Here is a 17,153-nt window from a genome sequence, read left to right as displayed (position 1 = left end):
AGTTATTTTTCTAAGGGGGGAGTCGTTAATATATATGTCTTGTCCATTGATCTTCATTCATCCTATTAACTATCAAAAAATGAATTGTATCGATTCAAAATTGCTATTGTTTTTTATAAAAAAAAAGCTCTATAATGACTGTATAGTATGACAAGTAGGGAGAAGACGATGGTTACAGAAGTAAAAAAGAAACGGGAACAATTGCATTTAACACAGCAAGAATTAGCAGATATATTATATGTAACGAGACAAAGTATTTCGAATTGGGAAAATGGAAAAAGTCATCCGAATAGCGATATTCTAAAGCAGTTAAACAATATTCAGGTGAGTCACGATGAGTAATAAAACAAACAGCTGTTTATCTTGTGATAGTAAAAAAATGGTTGGGTGTTTCTGAAGGAATAAACAGCTATTTGAAATGCGCAGGTTCCGCAGGCCTGCGATTTTTTACTTAACGACCCATCTTCCGCCAGACGGATCGTTAAGACTACAGATGAACTAGAAATCAATCGTTACGTTGCGCCATTCAATCGGGTAAACGAAAGAACTGTTTATTTATCTGTTTCTGATTTTTATCCATTTGTATGCGCATTGACTTGGCTGCCTTTTTAGATCAAATGGTGAAACGTATGGTAGTGATCGATTCTAGTAAATATGTTTGCAAGCACCAATTGGTAGAATGCCAATACGAAAATACCGTATTGAAAAAGGAGAGAGGTACTTGCTATTTATAAAAAGAGCGAAAAAATACGGCATTAGCACCAACTAATACCGTGCAAAAGTGCAACAAATAACCACCAACTGCTTCAAAATAACAATATCTGTAAAAAACACTAGTATTTCTTACAAAAATTGAGTAAAATGAAAGAGTCGATATGCAAATATTGACTAGGGCAACTTATATTATTAGTTTCGGCTGATAATATGAGGCTCTGTATGTGGGTGACCGCCCTTGTACAGAGTGCCTTTTTATTTTGTTTTTTCGCTCTAATTACCTGATTTTAAACACAAAAAAATGATATTAGTCAGCTACTAATACCATGAAGCGTTCGTTAAATAACCATTCACTAACAGTATTGAGCAAGAAAAAAGAATGGAAATTTGTTCTTACTTTTAGTACAATAAGGTTAGTCAATAAGAAATTATTGGCGAGGCAACTTGTATTATTAGTTTCGGCTGATAATACAGGGCTCTGTTTAGAAGATGACCGTCTTCTGACAGAGCGCCTTTTTTATTTTATGTTGTAAATTTATTCTAACCTAAAGCTGTTATAGGAGTCAATAGAATAGTGGGAAAGAATTTTAATAGCCAAATTCTGGTCGAAAAAATGGACAAGTTTGATAAAAGAGGTGGAAATTTTTAAGTTTTACTTGCGTTGGTGGTTGTCTGATTTATCGCCTAATAATAGGGTATTTTGCTACGAAAAATTGCAAGTAAGAGTTATAAATAATTGCTATTATGATATAATAACTAGTGTAGAAAAGTGAAAAGATGGTTGGCTAAATCTCTTGAAAAAGGGGTGATGCCTGATGATTAATGGCTGTGTCCATGGAGAGGAATAGAGTTGTCAGTATACGAAGCATTAACACTTGCGATTAGTTTTGCAATGTTAGTGGTTGCCATATTGAAATTTAATCAAAAAAATAAACCATTTTTTTAACTTTAGTAGGTTAAAATGGTTTATTTTTACCGTTTAATCTATAGCCGCCAGCTTTTTACTGGTACTATCTACACTAGAGAGGTATGTTAGCGCATATCTCTCTTTTCATTGTCATTATAACACGATTTTTTTAAATACGCTAACGAAGTTAGGGGATGAATTACTTCATTTAAAATAGTTTAGAAGCTAGAATAAAGTCAGTTCTCACTATAACTTTAAATAGCATGCAGACATTTTCAAACATTCAACTTATTTTTAAGTGCCTCAGTCAAAGTCTGAGAAAAATTTATATTTTCTTTTTCGGCTAAGTCATTGATCCATTCTGGAATCGATGTATTTTTTCTTACAGATTTTGAATGGAATTTCCTTCTATACTCATTTAGATCCAAAGTAACCATTAAAACAAAATCAGTTTCATTGTCTAATGTTATTTTTCTTGGATCAGATGTGGTAGGCAATTCTGTTTTATTATAGATCGCCAAACCTAATGCTTCTTGAGCCATTTCTACGGCATGATCGATACCGTCCCCAAATGTAATTATTTCTGGGATGTCAGGGAATGTAACGTTATAGCTATTTCTTTCTTGATTAAAAATAGCTGGATATACAACTAGGCTACTCATTATAGTATTCCTCCTTATAGTCAAATTAAGACTATTTAAGTCCTGCTTGTTTCCATATAGCTATCGTATCGGTACATCGCCTGTGTGCATAGGCACTATTGTTGTGTGATGAGTGATTGGATTATACATTTTTACGTGGCTACCATTTTGATCAGTTTTTACAAATCCATTTTTTTTAAGAATTTTTACTATTTCTCTGGCTGACTTGGGCACACTGTTATTCTCCTTTATAGATAGTATGATACGTAATAATGCGTATTTGTTCAACTGTTAGCTTAGTTTTTTTAAAATCTTTTTGATAGAGTAAATCATTTTAGTTAAAAGAGAAATAGCTGGTCAGTTTAATAATGTCAAATAGTCAAATAATTCGAAAAAGTAGGAAGGATTTGATGGAAACGTCAAGTTCTCTCAATTTTTCTTGCCAATAGCAAAATTTGGGAGATCAAAAAATAAAAACCTAGAGGCGATTTCCTCTAGGTAATATTTTACTTCATAAACTTCACATTCTGAACGAACGCTTCTAATTCTTCCCTACGCTCGATATTATGGTTACATTTCTCACTGTCATAGCAAATATAATTCCCACGCTTCGTGTACATCCCATCACCGGATTCTTTCACCTTAGACAGAAACATCGCAACTTCTGACGTTTCATGACAAATCGGGCAGATCCCTTTTTGAGTCGTAGGAGAAATCGTTCCTGAAACACCGACGAACTGTCCGTCAATTGAAGCAATAATAAATTTTTGCTGTTTCCCGCTATCATTCCAGCTGTAAAAAGTATAATCTCTCAAGTCCATTGTTTCCCAATCTGGGATTTTCAATTTCTTCGTCTTTTTAAAGAGCTTTGTCAGTTGTTGTTTTGAAGGCGGATCAAATGGAATAACCGCTTCTTTTAACCCTTCCAAATATTGTTCCAGTCTAGGCTTAGAAGTTGCAGCTTCTAAAAAACCATCTAATAACGGCTGTAACTGTTCTTTATCTGTACCAAACTGCTCATTGATTTTCTCAAGAACGATTGCTTGTAGTGTTTTGATTGTATTTTTATCATTTACAGATAAATGAGCTTGTAGCAAAATATTGGCTTGTTTTCTAATAAAATTAAATTGATATGGTTGTATTTTTGTATTCATAATGGATTTCCTCTCTATCATTCAAGTGATAAAATTAAAAGCGCAGTGGGCTCGTTCAGTCTCGACAGAAAAATAGGGAAAATTGAATGGGACGCTTTTTGTCACATGCCATTTTTATCTTTTTTCCGAGAGACTAGCCCGCGTAGCTAGATAGCACATGGCACAACGCACTCTGACAGAAAGATTGGTTCTATAAGTTACTGGCTGTTAATTGTACTAACATAATTTTCCTTTATTATAACGCAAACACGTAAAATTATAAATTGGTATAGCAAAAAAGCAATTGGTTCAGTTGAAAAACCATAAAGAGTAAGCTAAACTAAAACATGGTGCTATTTTAAAATGAAAATAAACGATTGAAAATAAAACAAATCTTAGGAGTGAAGCAATTGGAAAACAGATATGTCATCATCCTGGCTGCTGGTAAAGGAACACGCATGAAATCAAAACTTTATAAAGTGTTACACCCTGTCGCTGGCAAACCAATGGTGGAACACATCATGGATCAAGTAGAAAAAACGAATCCAAGTGAAGTTGTGACGATTGTAGGTCATGGAGCTGAGGCAATCAAAAGCCATTTAGGTGAGCGTAGCCAATATGCTTTACAAGCAGAACAATTAGGAACAGGACATGCGGTGTTACAAGCTGAAGCCCACTTAGCAGGCAAAAAAGGCACAACCCTTGTTATTACAGGTGACACGCCGTTATTAACTGCTGAAACATTAGCGAATCTGTTTGACTATCATCAAGGGAAAAACGCCAGTGCAACGATTTTAACAGCTCATGCCGAAGATCCAACTGGATATGGTCGAATCATTCGTGATCATGTAGGCATCGTTGAAAAAATCGTGGAGCAAAAAGATGCTTCCGAACAAGAAGCTCGTGTGCAGGAAATCAATACTGGGACTTTTTGCTTTGATAATGAAGCCTTGTTTAATGCTTTATCTAAAATCAATACCGACAATGCACAAGGGGAATACTATTTAACAGATATTATTGAAATCCTAAAAAAAGAAGGCAAGACCGTTGCGGCCTACCAAATGGCTGACTTTGAAGAAGCAATGGGAATCAATGATCGTGTAGCTTTAGCTGAGGCGAATAAAATCATGCACCGCCGTTTGAATACAATGCATATGAGAAATGGTGTCTCATTCGTTGATTCTGATTCAACGTATATTGACGAAGGTGTTGTGATCGGTTCAGATACGGTGATTGAAGCTGGTGTGCATTTAAAAGGGAAAACAGTGATCGGTGAAGATTGTTTTATCGGCGCACATTCTGAAATTGTGGATAGTGTAATCGAAGATAACGTAAAAATCACGCAATCTGTGATTGAAGAAAGTATCATTCGCAAAAATGCAGATGTCGGTCCATTTGCTCATATCCGTCCGAAAGCTGAAATCGGTGAGCGTGTTCATGTTGGAAACTTTGTAGAAATCAAAAATGCGACAGTGGCAGAGGATACTAAAGTCGGTCATTTGACGTATGTTGGTGATGCAGACTTAGGGAAAAATATCAATGTTGGTTGTGGTGTGGTTTTCGTTAACTATGACGGGAAAGATAAACACCGCACAACAGTCGGGGATCACGCGTTTATTGGCTCGTCAACAAGTTTGATCGCACCTGTGAACGTTGCAGCGAACTCAGTGATCGCTGCAGGTTCTACGATTACAGATGATGTGGCAGAATTTGACTTGGCGATTGCTCGTGCAAGACAGGTGAATAAAGAAGGTTATGGGAAGAACATGCCTTATATGAATAACGAGAAGTAAGGGATAATAATAAGAAGATGACTGCGAAATTTTGACAGTCATCTTCTTTTAGTTTTCTGTAAAAGCAATGGAGTTATTATGATGATATATATTTTAGATTAATCATGTAGTTGCTATGGTTATAGCCTTCCTTGAAATTATTGTTCTCCGTAGCATTCAGTTTGTTTTTATGTCATAATAAAATGTAATGACGACATTAGGGAGGTAATTATTTTCTTGAGGGGGAGACTAATAATTTTGGCTCCGAATATATTAATTTATTGTATAAAATAATATTTTTGATAAGAAGGAGTGATCATGTGGCATACCATACCTACGAATTTTTAAAAAATCGACGGAACGATCCTAAATGGCGCGCATCCTATATTTCTGCTAGAAATAAGCGTATCATTTCATTTTTAGTAATGGGGAATTTGTTTTTTTGGGGTGCTATTCTTTGGAGATATATTGATCGTCATGATATAGACGTTATGATTTATATTAATGAGATCAAACAAACAATTGTAGATCGTTTAAACTAACCTCTGTGTATGCATATAAAATGTTGGTTTATTAGAGTAACGTGGACATATGATAAAGGAAAATAAAAGAAGAGAGCTAAAAAATCGTAGCTCTCTTTTTGTTTATCCTATTTTCCTTTTACGATTATATTCATAAAAACCATAACCAGAAAATCCAATAACAATTAATCCTAAACTGCCATAAGCAACAATTGTTTCACCCATTTTCGGGTAATTCACTGTTTTATCACTAGGTTTTGCTGGTTTTAGTTCATTCGGTTTTGTTTTATCAGGATCTTTTGGATCAGGATTTGGTACAGGTTCGGGTTTGTTTTTCTTATTAAATTCAGCTTCTGAAATAGAAATGATTCGTTCTCCTGGAAAAGCATCTTTGTATTGAGACAGGTCAATATTTGTAGCAGCATCATACAAACGAAGAGTTGCTCCTTGTTTTAAATGATTAATCAAGACAGTATCTAAAGAAGGTCCTTCTTCACGCTCGCCGCCTAACATATCGTAGCCGTCACCGCCAGCTGCTAAGAAGTCATTCGTTGCCATATGATAGGTTGCCTTTTCATCGATCGGTGCAAATTTTCCAGTTGTACGATCCTGGATTTCTACTTGCAGAACCCGTTCTCCAACAATCGTTTTGTCCGTTCCGTTGCCTTCGTCTGCGGGTAGTAATGAGCCCTTTTTCGTTGAATCATAGTGGACTCGGATGGTGCTGGAGACATGTAGGAAGCCACCATTTGCCCCAAGTTTTGGTTGATTAAAGTCGTCTAAAATGATTGCACCGTTTTCGTCTTTTTGTGCCATTGAACGAAGTGAAAGCTCAAACATTTCTTTGACCTCTGCACCTGTCACTTTGATTTGGGAGATGCTGTTACCGAAAGGCATTACAGCTATAATATCTCCTAGCGTCACTTTTCCAGGTTCGATATTTGCTCGAATACCGCCACCATTTGTTACTGCAAAATCAGCTTGATTTTTAAAACCGTGCTGTCCGTAAGCGAACATGGCATCGCCAATCAGATTCCCTAAATTTGTTTCTCTTGTTCGTACATTGTCGCGTTCACCATTAAACTGGTAAGGGTTATTTTCAATGACAACTTCTGAACCCCATGCTTCAAAATTCGCTCTGGCCTTTTCAACTAAGGCTTTAACGGCAGGATCTTCTTCTAAATCTGCTAAGGTTTCTGCAGGAGTTAATGAAGCTGTTTTTTTGCTAAGGTCTGTCAAATCCACATTTACTAAACCGACATTATTCAAATAATTCCCTGTTTGGGTGTACATCACATTTCCAAATTGTTTTCCGCCATCAACGGCTGTATGAGAATGCCCATCTAAAACAGTAATATTCAAATCGGGAAAATCTTTGCTTAGTGTCTCTGCCAAAGTATCACCACGCCATTCATGTGGAGTCGTTTCGTCGATACCTAAGTGTCCAGTAACGACATAGGCAGTGATTGTTTCCCCTGAACCTTTGATTGTTTGGATGGCTTTTTTTGTTTCAGCGATTGGATCAGCAAAAGTCACACCAACTACATTGTTTGGATGTGTTTTTGTCGCTGTTTCAGGTGTGGTTACGCCGATAATGGCGTATTTATTGCCGCCTTTTTCAACGATTGTAGAAGGTTCAAAGACTAATTTTCCATCTTTAAAAGTATTATTTGATAAGATTGGGAAATTTAATTCGTCTTTATACTCTAGTGCCGTTTCCAAGCCAAAATCAAATTCATGATTTCCAACAGCCATGGCATCGTATCCCACTTCATTCATCACTTTGACCATGTCTTTGCCTTTAGAGAAATTGGAAATCGGCAAGCCTTGAAATGAATCTCCTGCATCGATTAAGAGATCTGGATTGATCACGTTTTTATAGGTTTTCAAACGTGCCGAACCTAAAACATCTTTGCCGTTGCCTTCTAATCGTCCATGAACATCGTTGGTATGCATGATCGTAAATGATTCTGAGTCTGGAGCGTAACCAGCATTGCGTACATCTTGTTTCGTGATTGGTTTGACATTTGGTGTGCGACCATCTGCTGCAGGTTGTGTCTGTAAGGTACCATCATTCACTAGTTTAACAGCTAAATCACGCCAGTTTTTATTGAAATGATAACCAATCACTTCCCAGTTGTTTTCAATTTCAACTGCGGGGTCAAGAGTTTGTTTCTCACGGATATAATCTGCAATCAATCCACGCAATGTTTCAGGATCAGTAGACTTGATCGGCTCACCTGTCACAAGACCTTGTGTTAATAGGCCTTCGTAGCGATAATTGTTCATAGCAATCGTATAGTTTGCCGCAAGATCAACGGGTTTTCCATCGATTGTTGGATTGATGATACGCTCACCTTGTGGTTTAGAAATATCGATCTTATAAGAAATACCAGAAAAAATATCATAGTTATACACACGAATTTTTTCATTAAACTGATCGTTAAATCATCTGGACCAGGTGTATTGTAGTAATCCGCTTGATGTTCCATGTATTTCAGTAGATTTTCACCAGTGATATTGACGCTAACTAAAGTGTTAGGGTATTTGTAAATATCAAATATATTGGAATAAGAAATATCTCCTGCATTTAATTTACTGTCAGCTTTAAAGAGCGCAGAAGCAGCAAGTTGTGCACCGGTTGCTTTTCGTTGCACATTGTTGATCAGAGAAATCATTGCAGTCGGACGCAGTTGTGCTTCTGGAATTCCTTTTACTTCTTCAGCAGGTAAAAAATCCCCAGTTGCTGTTCCGATTTTCTCTGAGATAAATTCTCTTGTTTTGTCATGATATTCTTTTGTTTCGGCTTTTAATGCTTCATCTGCTGGGACAGTCTTGGTATTTACGATGGCAGCATCGCTGTTTTTGACTTGCCATTTGTCTCCTGCTTTTTCGACATCAAGCTCGATTTTGATCATTTCGGTTCCGGTATCTTTAGGACCGGCTACTGGAACAAGTCCATTTGGCCCTTGGATTTTTTCTGCGAAAGAGCGGTGATCATGACCTAAAATATAAGCATCGATACCAGCAACCTTATTGATTACTTGATCGGCACTTGCAGCAAGATCAGAGTTTTGACGACCAGCATGGATCGAAGCAACAATGATATCAGTGTCGTCTTTTAGTTCAGCAACGGCTTTTTCAGCTTCTTCTTTCAACGGAGTGAAAGAAAGACTTTCGACTTTAGCGCCGTCCCATAGCTGTATCTGTGGTGTGGTTAAACCGATGATACCAACGGTTAAATCAGTCTTACCATCATTATCTAGGTCAATTGCTTTTTTCATAGTTCCGCCAACAAAGCGGTTGCCCGAGTCTTTTACATATGTGTTTGCAGATAAGATTGGAAAGGCTGCTTCATTATCAAGTTTTTTGATTAAATCCAAGCCAAAATTGAATTCGTGATTCCCCAACACCATGGCATCATATTTCATGTAGTTCATGGCTTTGATCATAGGATTTGGTTTTTCGATTAAAGGTGTTTTGTTGTACAAATCGTCCGTCAAAATCGTTCCTTGGTTCATATCACCATTATCGATCAAAATTGTACCGTTAGGATTTTCTGAACGAATAGTTTGTACGACAGAACTGACTTGAGACAAGCCGACAGGTGTTTGTTTATCATCTTCGTACGACCAATCCCATAGTTGGCCGTGGACATCTGAGGTACCTAAAATGGTAAGTCGCTGTGTTGTCGCTACTTTATTCGTTGGAGAAGTGGTATCTTGTTCATCCGATGTTGTACTTGAAACAGTAGCTTCTGGTTGCGTTGTTTCTGAGGTTTGTTGCTCGATTGCTAATGCAGTTGCGGCGCCAGTACTTGCTAATAAAGTTGAAACCATCAATACTTGTAACCCAAGTTGTACTTTTTTCAAAACAGACTTTTTCACAAAATTCCTCCTCAAATTAGAAACTGGATAATACGTACTATCATTTACATGATGGATCATAAAAATAAAATAATGCGCTTTCATTTTTATCAACCTTCTAAATAGTAATATATATTTTTAACCTTGTCATTAGAAAATACGCTATTTTTTTAAAAGAAAATGACAAAATCACCATATTTTAATGTTACTCGTTTTTTTTCTGTTCGGAGTTGTCTATTTTTATTAGAAAATTGTATTATTTTGGAGGAATGCCTCAAAATCACTTGATTTATTTTGAAAAAGTGACTACTATTTATAAGGAAACTATTGTTCAGTAAAAGAAAGCGGAGGTCCTCATGTCTAAACATTATTTTGATCCTAGATTGAAAATCTTTTCTCTTAATTCGAATCGTCCATTAGCGGAAAAAATTGCTGCAGCTGTCGGTGTAGAATTAGGAAAATCTTCTGTCACTCAATTCAGTGATGGTGAAATTCAAGTAAATATTGAAGAAAGTATTCGTGGCTCTCACGTTTATATCATCCAATCAACAAGCAGTCCTGTTAATGATAATTTGATGGAATTGTTGATCATGATCGATGCGTTAAAACGTGCTAGTGCAAAAACAATCAACGTGGTGATGCCTTATTACGGTTATGCACGTCAAGATCGTAAAGCGCGTGCCCGTGAACCGATCACAGCGAAACTTGTAGCAAATATGCTTGAAAAAGCAGGAGCAACTAGAATGTTGACATTAGATTTACATGCTGTTCAAATTCAAGGATTCTTCGATATTCCAGTGGATCACTTGATGGGTGCGCCATTAATCGCGGATTACTTTATGGAACACGGCATTCAAGGCGATGATGTTGTGGTTGTATCTCCTGACCATGGTGGTGTGACTCGTGCCCGTAAACTTGCGGAATACTTGAAATCACCGATTGCAATCATCGACAAACGCCGTCCAAAAGCGAATGTTGCTGAAGTGATGAATATTATTGGACATGTAGAAGGTAAAATCTGTGTCTTGATCGATGATATGATCGACACAGCTGGAACAATTTCATTAGCTGCCAATGCTTTACAAGAAGCGGGTGCTAAAGAAGTATATGCTTCTTGTACACATCCTGTTTTATCAGGACCTGCGTTACAACGTATTGAAGATTCTGCGATCAAACGTTTAGTTGTAACTGATTCTATCTATCTTTCAGATGATCGTAAAATCGATAAAATCGATGAAATCAGTGTTGGTGAATTAATTGGGGATGCAATCAAACGTATCCACGAAAACAAACCAGTTAGCCCGCTGTTTGAAACAAAACGCCGTTAAAAAAGAAAATAATAAATCAAAAAAGTCGATAGGCATTGCCTTCTGTTTAAAAAATTGCAGAAGACAATGCTTGGCGACTTTTTTATCTGCCAAAAATAGTAAGGCAGGGTTATCTTGTTTGTAAGAAATGGGTTTAATTTTTATATTAGCAAAAGCTTGTCTGATTGATTAGTCTAAATAGTAAATTTGGATTCGGACAATTGAAATAGTTGATTTTCTTGGAGCAATAATAAATTATACTTTAGAAAAATATCGTGAGAAGAAATGTGGAAAAGTTGATTAATCAAGTGATTTGTAATCATTATTATGCAAGATCAGGAGCTGTTTTTCATTCGCTTCATCACCATGTATTCTTTTAATCTGCTTACCAATAGCTTTAATTAATGTTTCGTTTTTTGTTAATTTAATAGCTTTGAAATAATCAACAGCAGTGATATAAAATTCAAAGTTACCATTCACGCTGTATAACACGAGATTTTCTAAAATTTTAATCCAAAATGAATATTCAAAATTATTGTAGAACTGGGGCAATGTATTAAATTGCTTTACTAACTGTAAAGCTTTTCTCAAATTATTTTCTTCCAAGCATTTATCAATATAATTCCCATAAATAACTAGAAGTGCAGTGTATACTTCACTACTGGGCATTTCATTACTCTTATATGGGATAAAAAGATGTTCTAATTTTTCAGTTGTTTGAATAGTAACTGCAGGAATCAAGTTACCAAATGCTTCATAATCGCTTGAATATAACCATCTCCCTCTTTTTTCTGTATAGTAATCGATTATATTATTGATATCTTTTGGGCTTATCGTTAGAGAATTTGGTTGCTCTGAATGTCTATGAGTGATAGTTTTAAGCCCAATAAAGCGACTTAAAATCTTAGGGTTATAGAATTTTTTGTTACTGATCGATTTGATTGAATAGGCTAGGTTTCTGATATTTTCTGAATGAATATTACTTATCGTTAGATCTTCAATAGATTCGCTGTTTTCTTCTAAATTGTAATAATGTAGTAACTCTTGGAGAGATATGCCTATGCGATGGCATATTGCTAATAGGACCTCTAGTTTTCCTGATGCTATATCGTTTTCAATTTTGATATATGTTCTTCTATCACATATATCAGAGTAAACATCTTTAGAAGTTAAATGAAGTGATTCTCTAAACTTTTTTAAAATGTTTTTATTCAATTGACACCCTCCTTTTAGTTACAAGTTCATCTAAAAAAATTATTAGGCGTAAAAAATACTGCTATTATTATTGTTGAAAGGTCATTTCATTCATTTTATTATCTTTTTGTATCTTTTTAAGGACATTATATGTCTTTTTTTGTCTAAACTCAAGAAGTATCAGGTATAATCGTTTTTAAATATAAGTAGAAGGATGTTGCTATATGATCAGAAACAGAAATTTTAATATACTCTTAATTGGTAGATTAATAGCAAATTTTGGAGATAGTTTATACGCGATAGCTACAGCTTTGTTAGTATACGAACTTTCACAATCTACATTTTATTCAGGCTTTGCTTTATTTTTAACTTCTTCTACAGGTATAGTTCAAATATTGATCGGTCCATTCTTGGATAGAATGAACATTAAAAGAGGACTTGTTTTATCACAATTTATTCAATCAATATTATTATTGTTAATACCATATTTTTATTATAGTGATAGCTTAACTTTAGGGAAGGTATTGGTTCTAATGCCGACAATTACATTGATTAATCAATTTATATACCCAAGCCAATTGTCACTGTTGCCTAAAATCTTAAAAGAGGAAGATATGCTAAAAGGAAACACTTTGTTTACTTTAGCCTATCAGGGAAGCGATGCAATTTACAATGCAATAGCGGGGACATTGATAGCCTCAGTTGGACTTTATACAGTTTATAGTTTAAGCAGTATAACATTTTTTATAAACTCGATTATCTTTATGTTTCTAACACACACAATAGCCCTATCTAAGGTCCAAAAGCAATTAGATATTTCTGAGCCAATTAAACAGTACAAATCGGATATCATTAGTTCCTTTGGAATATTGAAAAATAAATTCCTATTTTCCATATTATCAGGCTTTATATTGATGAATTTCTTTACTACAGGTATTTATGCAAATCTGCCGGCATTTTCCAATTCAGAATTACAGTATAGCTTTTATATGGCTGCATCAGGTTTAGGAATAATATTTGGCTCAATACTTTTAAATGCAGAAAGTGTAAAAAAAATATCTGTAAAAAAAATTTATGTCTGCTCAGCATTTATTACAGGTTTATCATGGACTATTACTACATTGCTAGATCATTTTACCAATACACCAACAATGCTTCCCGTTCTGTTTTTCTTTATTGGATGGATACCTATAGGAATGATCAATATTCTTTCACAGACAATTGCACAGTCAATAATCCCTAAAGAAAAAGTCGGTGCAGTGATGGCCACAATAATAGGTGTATCTACATGTATGTCTCCATTTGGAGCATTACTAGGAGGACTGGTTGGAGATGTAACTAACCCTGCTGTTACAATTAGTATTAGTTCGCTATTAATTATTTGTATAGGAATATACTGGATATGTAGCAATGGTATTAAGGGACATCTGAGGTTAAAAAATATATCTGAAGAAAGGATTGTTTTTAATGATTATTCGTATTAACAAACATTTAAAGTTAGAAGAAGCTTCAAATAAAGATTTTGTTTTTTTGAAAAATCTTTATCAAGATAAAGATATCCAAACTTTAGCCTTATCCGAAGATAATTTTGATATACAAGATAGTAATATTAAGAATACTATAGAGTTTTTCTCGAACTCCGATGATATGTTGTTCATTATAAAGTTGGATGATCATTCTATAGGAATAGTTACATTATATGATTTTTCATTTTCGGCTAAGGAAACAAAATTTGGAATTATTTTAATGGAGAAATATCAAAATTTTAGTATAGGAATTAAAGTCTTTAAATCAATTGAAGAGTATATATTTTCCAAACTTCACTTTAACAGAATTGTTAGTGAAGTAATAGATTATAATTTGAAAGTCATATCTATTCTAAAAAGGCTGGGCTTTGAATTTATTGAATCTAAAAAAGATATAGTTAGAAAAGGATCAAGTAAGTATGATCTCCAAGTATACGAGCGAAAAAATAATGTTTGTATCTAATTCTTATACGAGTGCAATTAACTTCTTTTGTTCTGCAACTGGAAGATATTTTTCAGAAAGTGGCTAAATATGGAGAAAGAAATTATTGTAATTAAATAAGAGTAAAGATAAATATGGATTTGAATATGAATAATTGGGAGGAGATAATTATGAAAAAAGAAATCGTAGTAATCAAGTAATATACACTTAATGATGGGAAAGTAGGAATTACTTGACCAAACAAAAAGCACATGGGCTATCCATGTGCTTTTTGAGTACTATCTGATTATTTTTTAAGTCCTTGCATACATATTCTTAGATGCAGAATATTAAGTATTAGTAGTTTATTAGATGAAATCTTTTGATTAGTTCTTTTCAGTAGCTGCCATCTGTTCTCCATACAATTTCCCATCATACATCTTGAAAAATGGATAATAACAAACAATCGACACCGCTAAATTAATAAAAGCAATCAATACTGCTCGAAAATCGCCGCCAGTTCCAAGAAACGCGCCGATCCCCACAGGAGAAATCCAAGGAATCCCAGTAATTACCTTATTCACTAACCCGAGAGAAGAAGCAAAATAGGCAATTGTCACATTGATCAAAGGCGTTACAATAAACGGAATGATCAAATAAGGATTATAAACGATCGGTGCACCAAAAATCACCGGTTCATTGATATTAAACAATCCAGGCAACACAGCTGCTTTACCAAGTACTTTTAATTGATCTGATTTTGCCGCAAAAATCATCAATAGAACCAACCCAAGCGTACTACCTGCACCACCAATAAAGATATACATATTTACAAAATCACCAGCGAAAATGTTTGATCCGCCATCAATATTTTCTGTCAAGGCGACCAATAAAATGGGGTTGATAAAACTATTTTTGATCACAGCTGTTCCATGAACTCCGACAGCCCAAAGCAGATGGATCAACAGCATGATCACGATGATCCCCAACCAAGAGCCTGTCAAATCCTTAACAAACTCAAACGGTTTGGACAACAACCCATGTAAATCAGTATGGAAGACAGCTAAAATCGTATTGATAAATAACATTACAAACGCAATAAAAATAGCAGGAATCAATGAAGCAAATGCCTTACTTACCCCATCAGGAACGCCTTCTGGCATCCGAATCGTAATATTCTTTTTCACACACCAACGATAAATTTGAGTCGAAATCACAGCAGTGATGATCCCAATAAAAATCCCAACACCACTAAAACGAGTGACCCAACCGCCAAGTGCGATCCCATTATAAATGATCGATGTTTCACTTTCTGATTGAATCAGCTGAGCACCACCATCAACGATATCTGTTTGTACAATGGTCATCAAAAAGGCAAACAACCCTAAAATAGCTCCAACAAAACTACTTAGTCCATCACTTTCTTCTTTCCGGTAAATGTCCGTTAAATAATAAGCAGTCGCCAAACAATAAAAAATGGCGATCGACCCAATCGACATAGTGGTCGCTACACTATAAATCGGTGCGAATTTCAAGATTGTATTCTCAAAAAATGGTGCCAGTGGCGGAATGATTTGCGGTAAATTATTAATGATCAGAAAAATAGAACCAACGATCGTAAATGGCACCGTAATGATCCCCGCTTGCATGATCGCTCGAATAAAGCGCAAGTTGGCAACTTTATTCAAAGGAGGCATCAATTTTGTTTCTAAAAACGTAAATACTGTATTCATTTTTTTCTCCTTTCTTTAAGAGGGCAGTTGATTTGTCTCAATCAATGTTTGATACCAATAAAAACTGTCTTTTTTGTATCGAGCCAGTTCTTTTTCATCCTGTTCTGTTCGATCGACATAAATAAAACCGTAACGTTTGCTGATGCCTTCATGAACACTGATCAAGTCGATTGCTGACCAGGGACTGTACCCAATCAAATCAACGCCAGCTTCAATAGCCTGTAGGCACTGGTCAATATGTTGCTCTAAGTAGTTGATACGGTAAGGATCGTGTACTTTGCCGTCTGCTGTTAATTCATCTTTTGCTCCTAAACCATTTTCGGTAATAATGATTGGCAAGTGATAGCGATCATAAAGAGTTTGTAAAGTCGTTTTCAAGCCATCTGGATCGATCGTCCAATTGAATTCATTTTTCTTTAAATATGGATTGGTAAAGCCTTTATAAAAGCCCCATTCCATGATATCTTCACTTTGCTGATCACTGATGCCGTTTGCCATATCGTCTTTTTCAGTTGGTTTTTCTACCGTCACGGTGGTATAAAAATTCATGGCAACGAAATCCGGAAAGTTACTTTCCATTAACTCCTGATCTTCAGCGGCAAATTCAATCGTGACATTATTGCGATTTAAATAGTCTTTGAAAACCGCGTTATAGCGACCAAAACAAGAAAAATCCAGATAAGCCCAGTTTCGAACGCTATTAAAATAAAGAGCAGCTTGATTGTCCATTGGTTTACTAGTTGCAGGATATACAAGTGAAATATTTGGTACGGGACCGATTTGACCGCCTTCGATCAATTCATGGCAACGTTTGAATGCATATTTTTCAGCAATCATTAGGTGGTGGAATTGTTGATATTTTTCTTGCAGTGGAATTTCTTTTCCTAGAATTTTTTTATCCACTAAAAGCATGATGTTCGGTTCGTTGATCGTTAGCCAATGCTTTACACGGTCACCATAAGTTTCAAACAAGGTTTCAGCATATATTTTAAAGGCATCTACAGTACTGCGGACGCTCCAACCGCCTTCATCTTCTAACGCTTGAGGTAAGTCAAAGTGATTTAAAGTGATATAAGGCTGGATGTCGTATTTTAGCAATTCATCAATGACATCGCTATAATGCTGCAGGCCTTTTTGGTTTATTTCACCTCGTCCTTTAGGGAAAATTCTGGTCCATGCAATGGAGAAACGGAAGACTTTGATGCCCATTTCAGCTAATAAACGAATATCCTCTTTGTAGTGATGGTAATGATCCACAGCGACTGTAAAATCAGCGATTTCATGATTATCTCTTGGACGTGTATCTTGAACGCTTAAGCCTTTACCATCCGTTTGGTAAGCTCCTTCTGTTTGATGGGCGGAAATGGATGCGCCCCATAGGAAATTTTCTGGAAATGTATGTGTCATATAAATTTTCT

Annotated in this window: 12 protein-coding genes and 2 pseudogenes; 7 read left to right on the top strand and 7 right to left on the bottom strand. The window is 35.5% G+C overall.

The annotated features are described in order from the left end of the window. The first annotated feature begins 168 nt into the window (after positions 1 to 168). Both V192_RS21190 and V192_RS22830 read left to right on the top strand, forming a co-directional pair. A complete protein-coding gene (locus tag V192_RS21190) occupies positions 169 to 342 on the top strand; it encodes a helix-turn-helix transcriptional regulator (RefSeq protein WP_082265985.1) in 174 nt (57 codons plus the stop codon). A 1,222-nt stretch (positions 343 to 1,564) separates the two neighbouring features. After that, on the top strand, positions 1,565 to 1,660 hold the full coding sequence (locus tag V192_RS22830) for a putative holin-like toxin (protein WP_420834553.1): 96 nt from the start codon (positions 1,565 to 1,567) through the stop codon (positions 1,658 to 1,660). 236 nt (positions 1,661 to 1,896) lie between these two features. On the opposite strand, the gene V192_RS0107200 is transcribed toward V192_RS22830, so the two are convergent. The 3 genes and pseudogenes from V192_RS0107200 to V192_RS0107190 form a co-directional block, all read right to left on the bottom strand. Then, positions 1,897 to 2,283, bottom strand: a complete 387-nt coding sequence (locus V192_RS0107200) for a type II toxin-antitoxin system HicB family antitoxin (RefSeq protein WP_025870370.1) — start codon at positions 2,281 to 2,283, stop codon at positions 1,897 to 1,899. Positions 2,284 to 2,314: 31 nt separating this feature from the next. Beyond that, positions 2,315 to 2,496: pseudogene (locus V192_RS19605) on the bottom strand (type II toxin-antitoxin system HicA family toxin). 272 nt (positions 2,497 to 2,768) lie between these two features. Continuing rightward, positions 2,769 to 3,416, bottom strand: coding sequence for a FusB/FusC family EF-G-binding protein (locus V192_RS0107190; protein ID WP_025870369.1), 648 nt, complete (start codon positions 3,414 to 3,416; stop codon positions 2,769 to 2,771). 389 nt (positions 3,417 to 3,805) lie between these two features. Here V192_RS0107190 and glmU point away from each other — a divergent pair, with 389 nt between their 5' ends. After that, positions 3,806 to 5,188 (top strand): bifunctional UDP-N-acetylglucosamine diphosphorylase/glucosamine-1-phosphate N-acetyltransferase GlmU, encoded by a 1,383-nt coding sequence (glmU, locus tag V192_RS0107185; protein ID WP_029948166.1) that lies wholly within the window; start codon positions 3,806 to 3,808, stop codon positions 5,186 to 5,188. Positions 5,189 to 5,487: 299 nt separating this feature from the next. Further along, positions 5,488 to 5,709, top strand: coding sequence for a hypothetical protein (locus V192_RS0107180; RefSeq protein WP_025870364.1), 222 nt, complete (start codon positions 5,488 to 5,490; stop codon positions 5,707 to 5,709). Positions 5,710 to 5,811: 102 nt separating this feature from the next. Here V192_RS0107180 and V192_RS19600 read toward each other — a convergent pair. Beyond that, positions 5,812 to 9,575 (bottom strand): annotated as a pseudogene (locus tag V192_RS19600) (5'-nucleotidase C-terminal domain-containing protein). A gap of 335 nt (positions 9,576 to 9,910) precedes the next feature. On the opposite strand from V192_RS19600, the gene V192_RS0107170 reads away from it, so the two are divergent. Beyond that, on the top strand, positions 9,911 to 10,882 hold the full coding sequence (locus V192_RS0107170) for a ribose-phosphate diphosphokinase (RefSeq protein ID WP_025870362.1): 972 nt from the start codon (positions 9,911 to 9,913) through the stop codon (positions 10,880 to 10,882). A gap of 279 nt (positions 10,883 to 11,161) precedes the next feature. On the opposite strand, the gene V192_RS0107165 is transcribed toward V192_RS0107170, so the two are convergent. Further along, on the bottom strand, positions 11,162 to 12,076 hold the full coding sequence (locus tag V192_RS0107165) for a helix-turn-helix transcriptional regulator (protein WP_025870360.1): 915 nt from the start codon (positions 12,074 to 12,076) through the stop codon (positions 11,162 to 11,164). A 203-nt stretch (positions 12,077 to 12,279) separates the two neighbouring features. Between V192_RS0107165 and V192_RS0107160 the strand changes: the two genes are divergently transcribed. Further along, positions 12,280 to 13,539, top strand: a complete 1,260-nt coding sequence (locus tag V192_RS0107160) for an MFS transporter (protein WP_025870358.1) — start codon at positions 12,280 to 12,282, stop codon at positions 13,537 to 13,539. Further along, positions 13,523 to 14,044 (top strand): GNAT family N-acetyltransferase, encoded by a 522-nt coding sequence (locus V192_RS0107155; RefSeq protein WP_025870356.1) that lies wholly within the window; start codon positions 13,523 to 13,525, stop codon positions 14,042 to 14,044. Before V192_RS0107160 ends, V192_RS0107155 begins: the two co-directional genes overlap by 17 nt. Positions 14,045 to 14,388: 344 nt before the next feature. Here the strand turns inward: V192_RS0107155 and celB are convergent, their stop codons facing one another. Together celB and V192_RS0107145 are read right to left on the bottom strand one after the other, a co-directional pair. Then, positions 14,389 to 15,735: a PTS cellobiose transporter subunit IIC gene (gene celB, locus V192_RS0107150; RefSeq protein WP_025870354.1), complete on the bottom strand. Its 1,347-nt coding sequence runs from the start codon at positions 15,733 to 15,735 to the stop codon at positions 14,389 to 14,391. A 15-nt stretch (positions 15,736 to 15,750) separates the two neighbouring features. Next, positions 15,751 to 17,142 carry a glycoside hydrolase family 1 protein gene (locus tag V192_RS0107145; RefSeq protein ID WP_025870352.1) on the bottom strand — a complete coding sequence of 464 codons (1,392 nt, stop codon included), beginning with the start codon at positions 17,140 to 17,142 and terminating at the stop codon, positions 15,751 to 15,753. Positions 17,143 to 17,153 lie beyond the last annotated feature (11 nt).

This window comes from Enterococcus crotali (assembly GCF_000633635.1).
GTDB classification, from domain to species: Bacteria; Bacillota; Bacilli; order Lactobacillales; family Enterococcaceae; genus Enterococcus_L; species Enterococcus_L crotali.
Note: the sequence above shows the minus strand (reverse complement) of the source record. Positions and strands in the feature narration are given on the sequence as shown.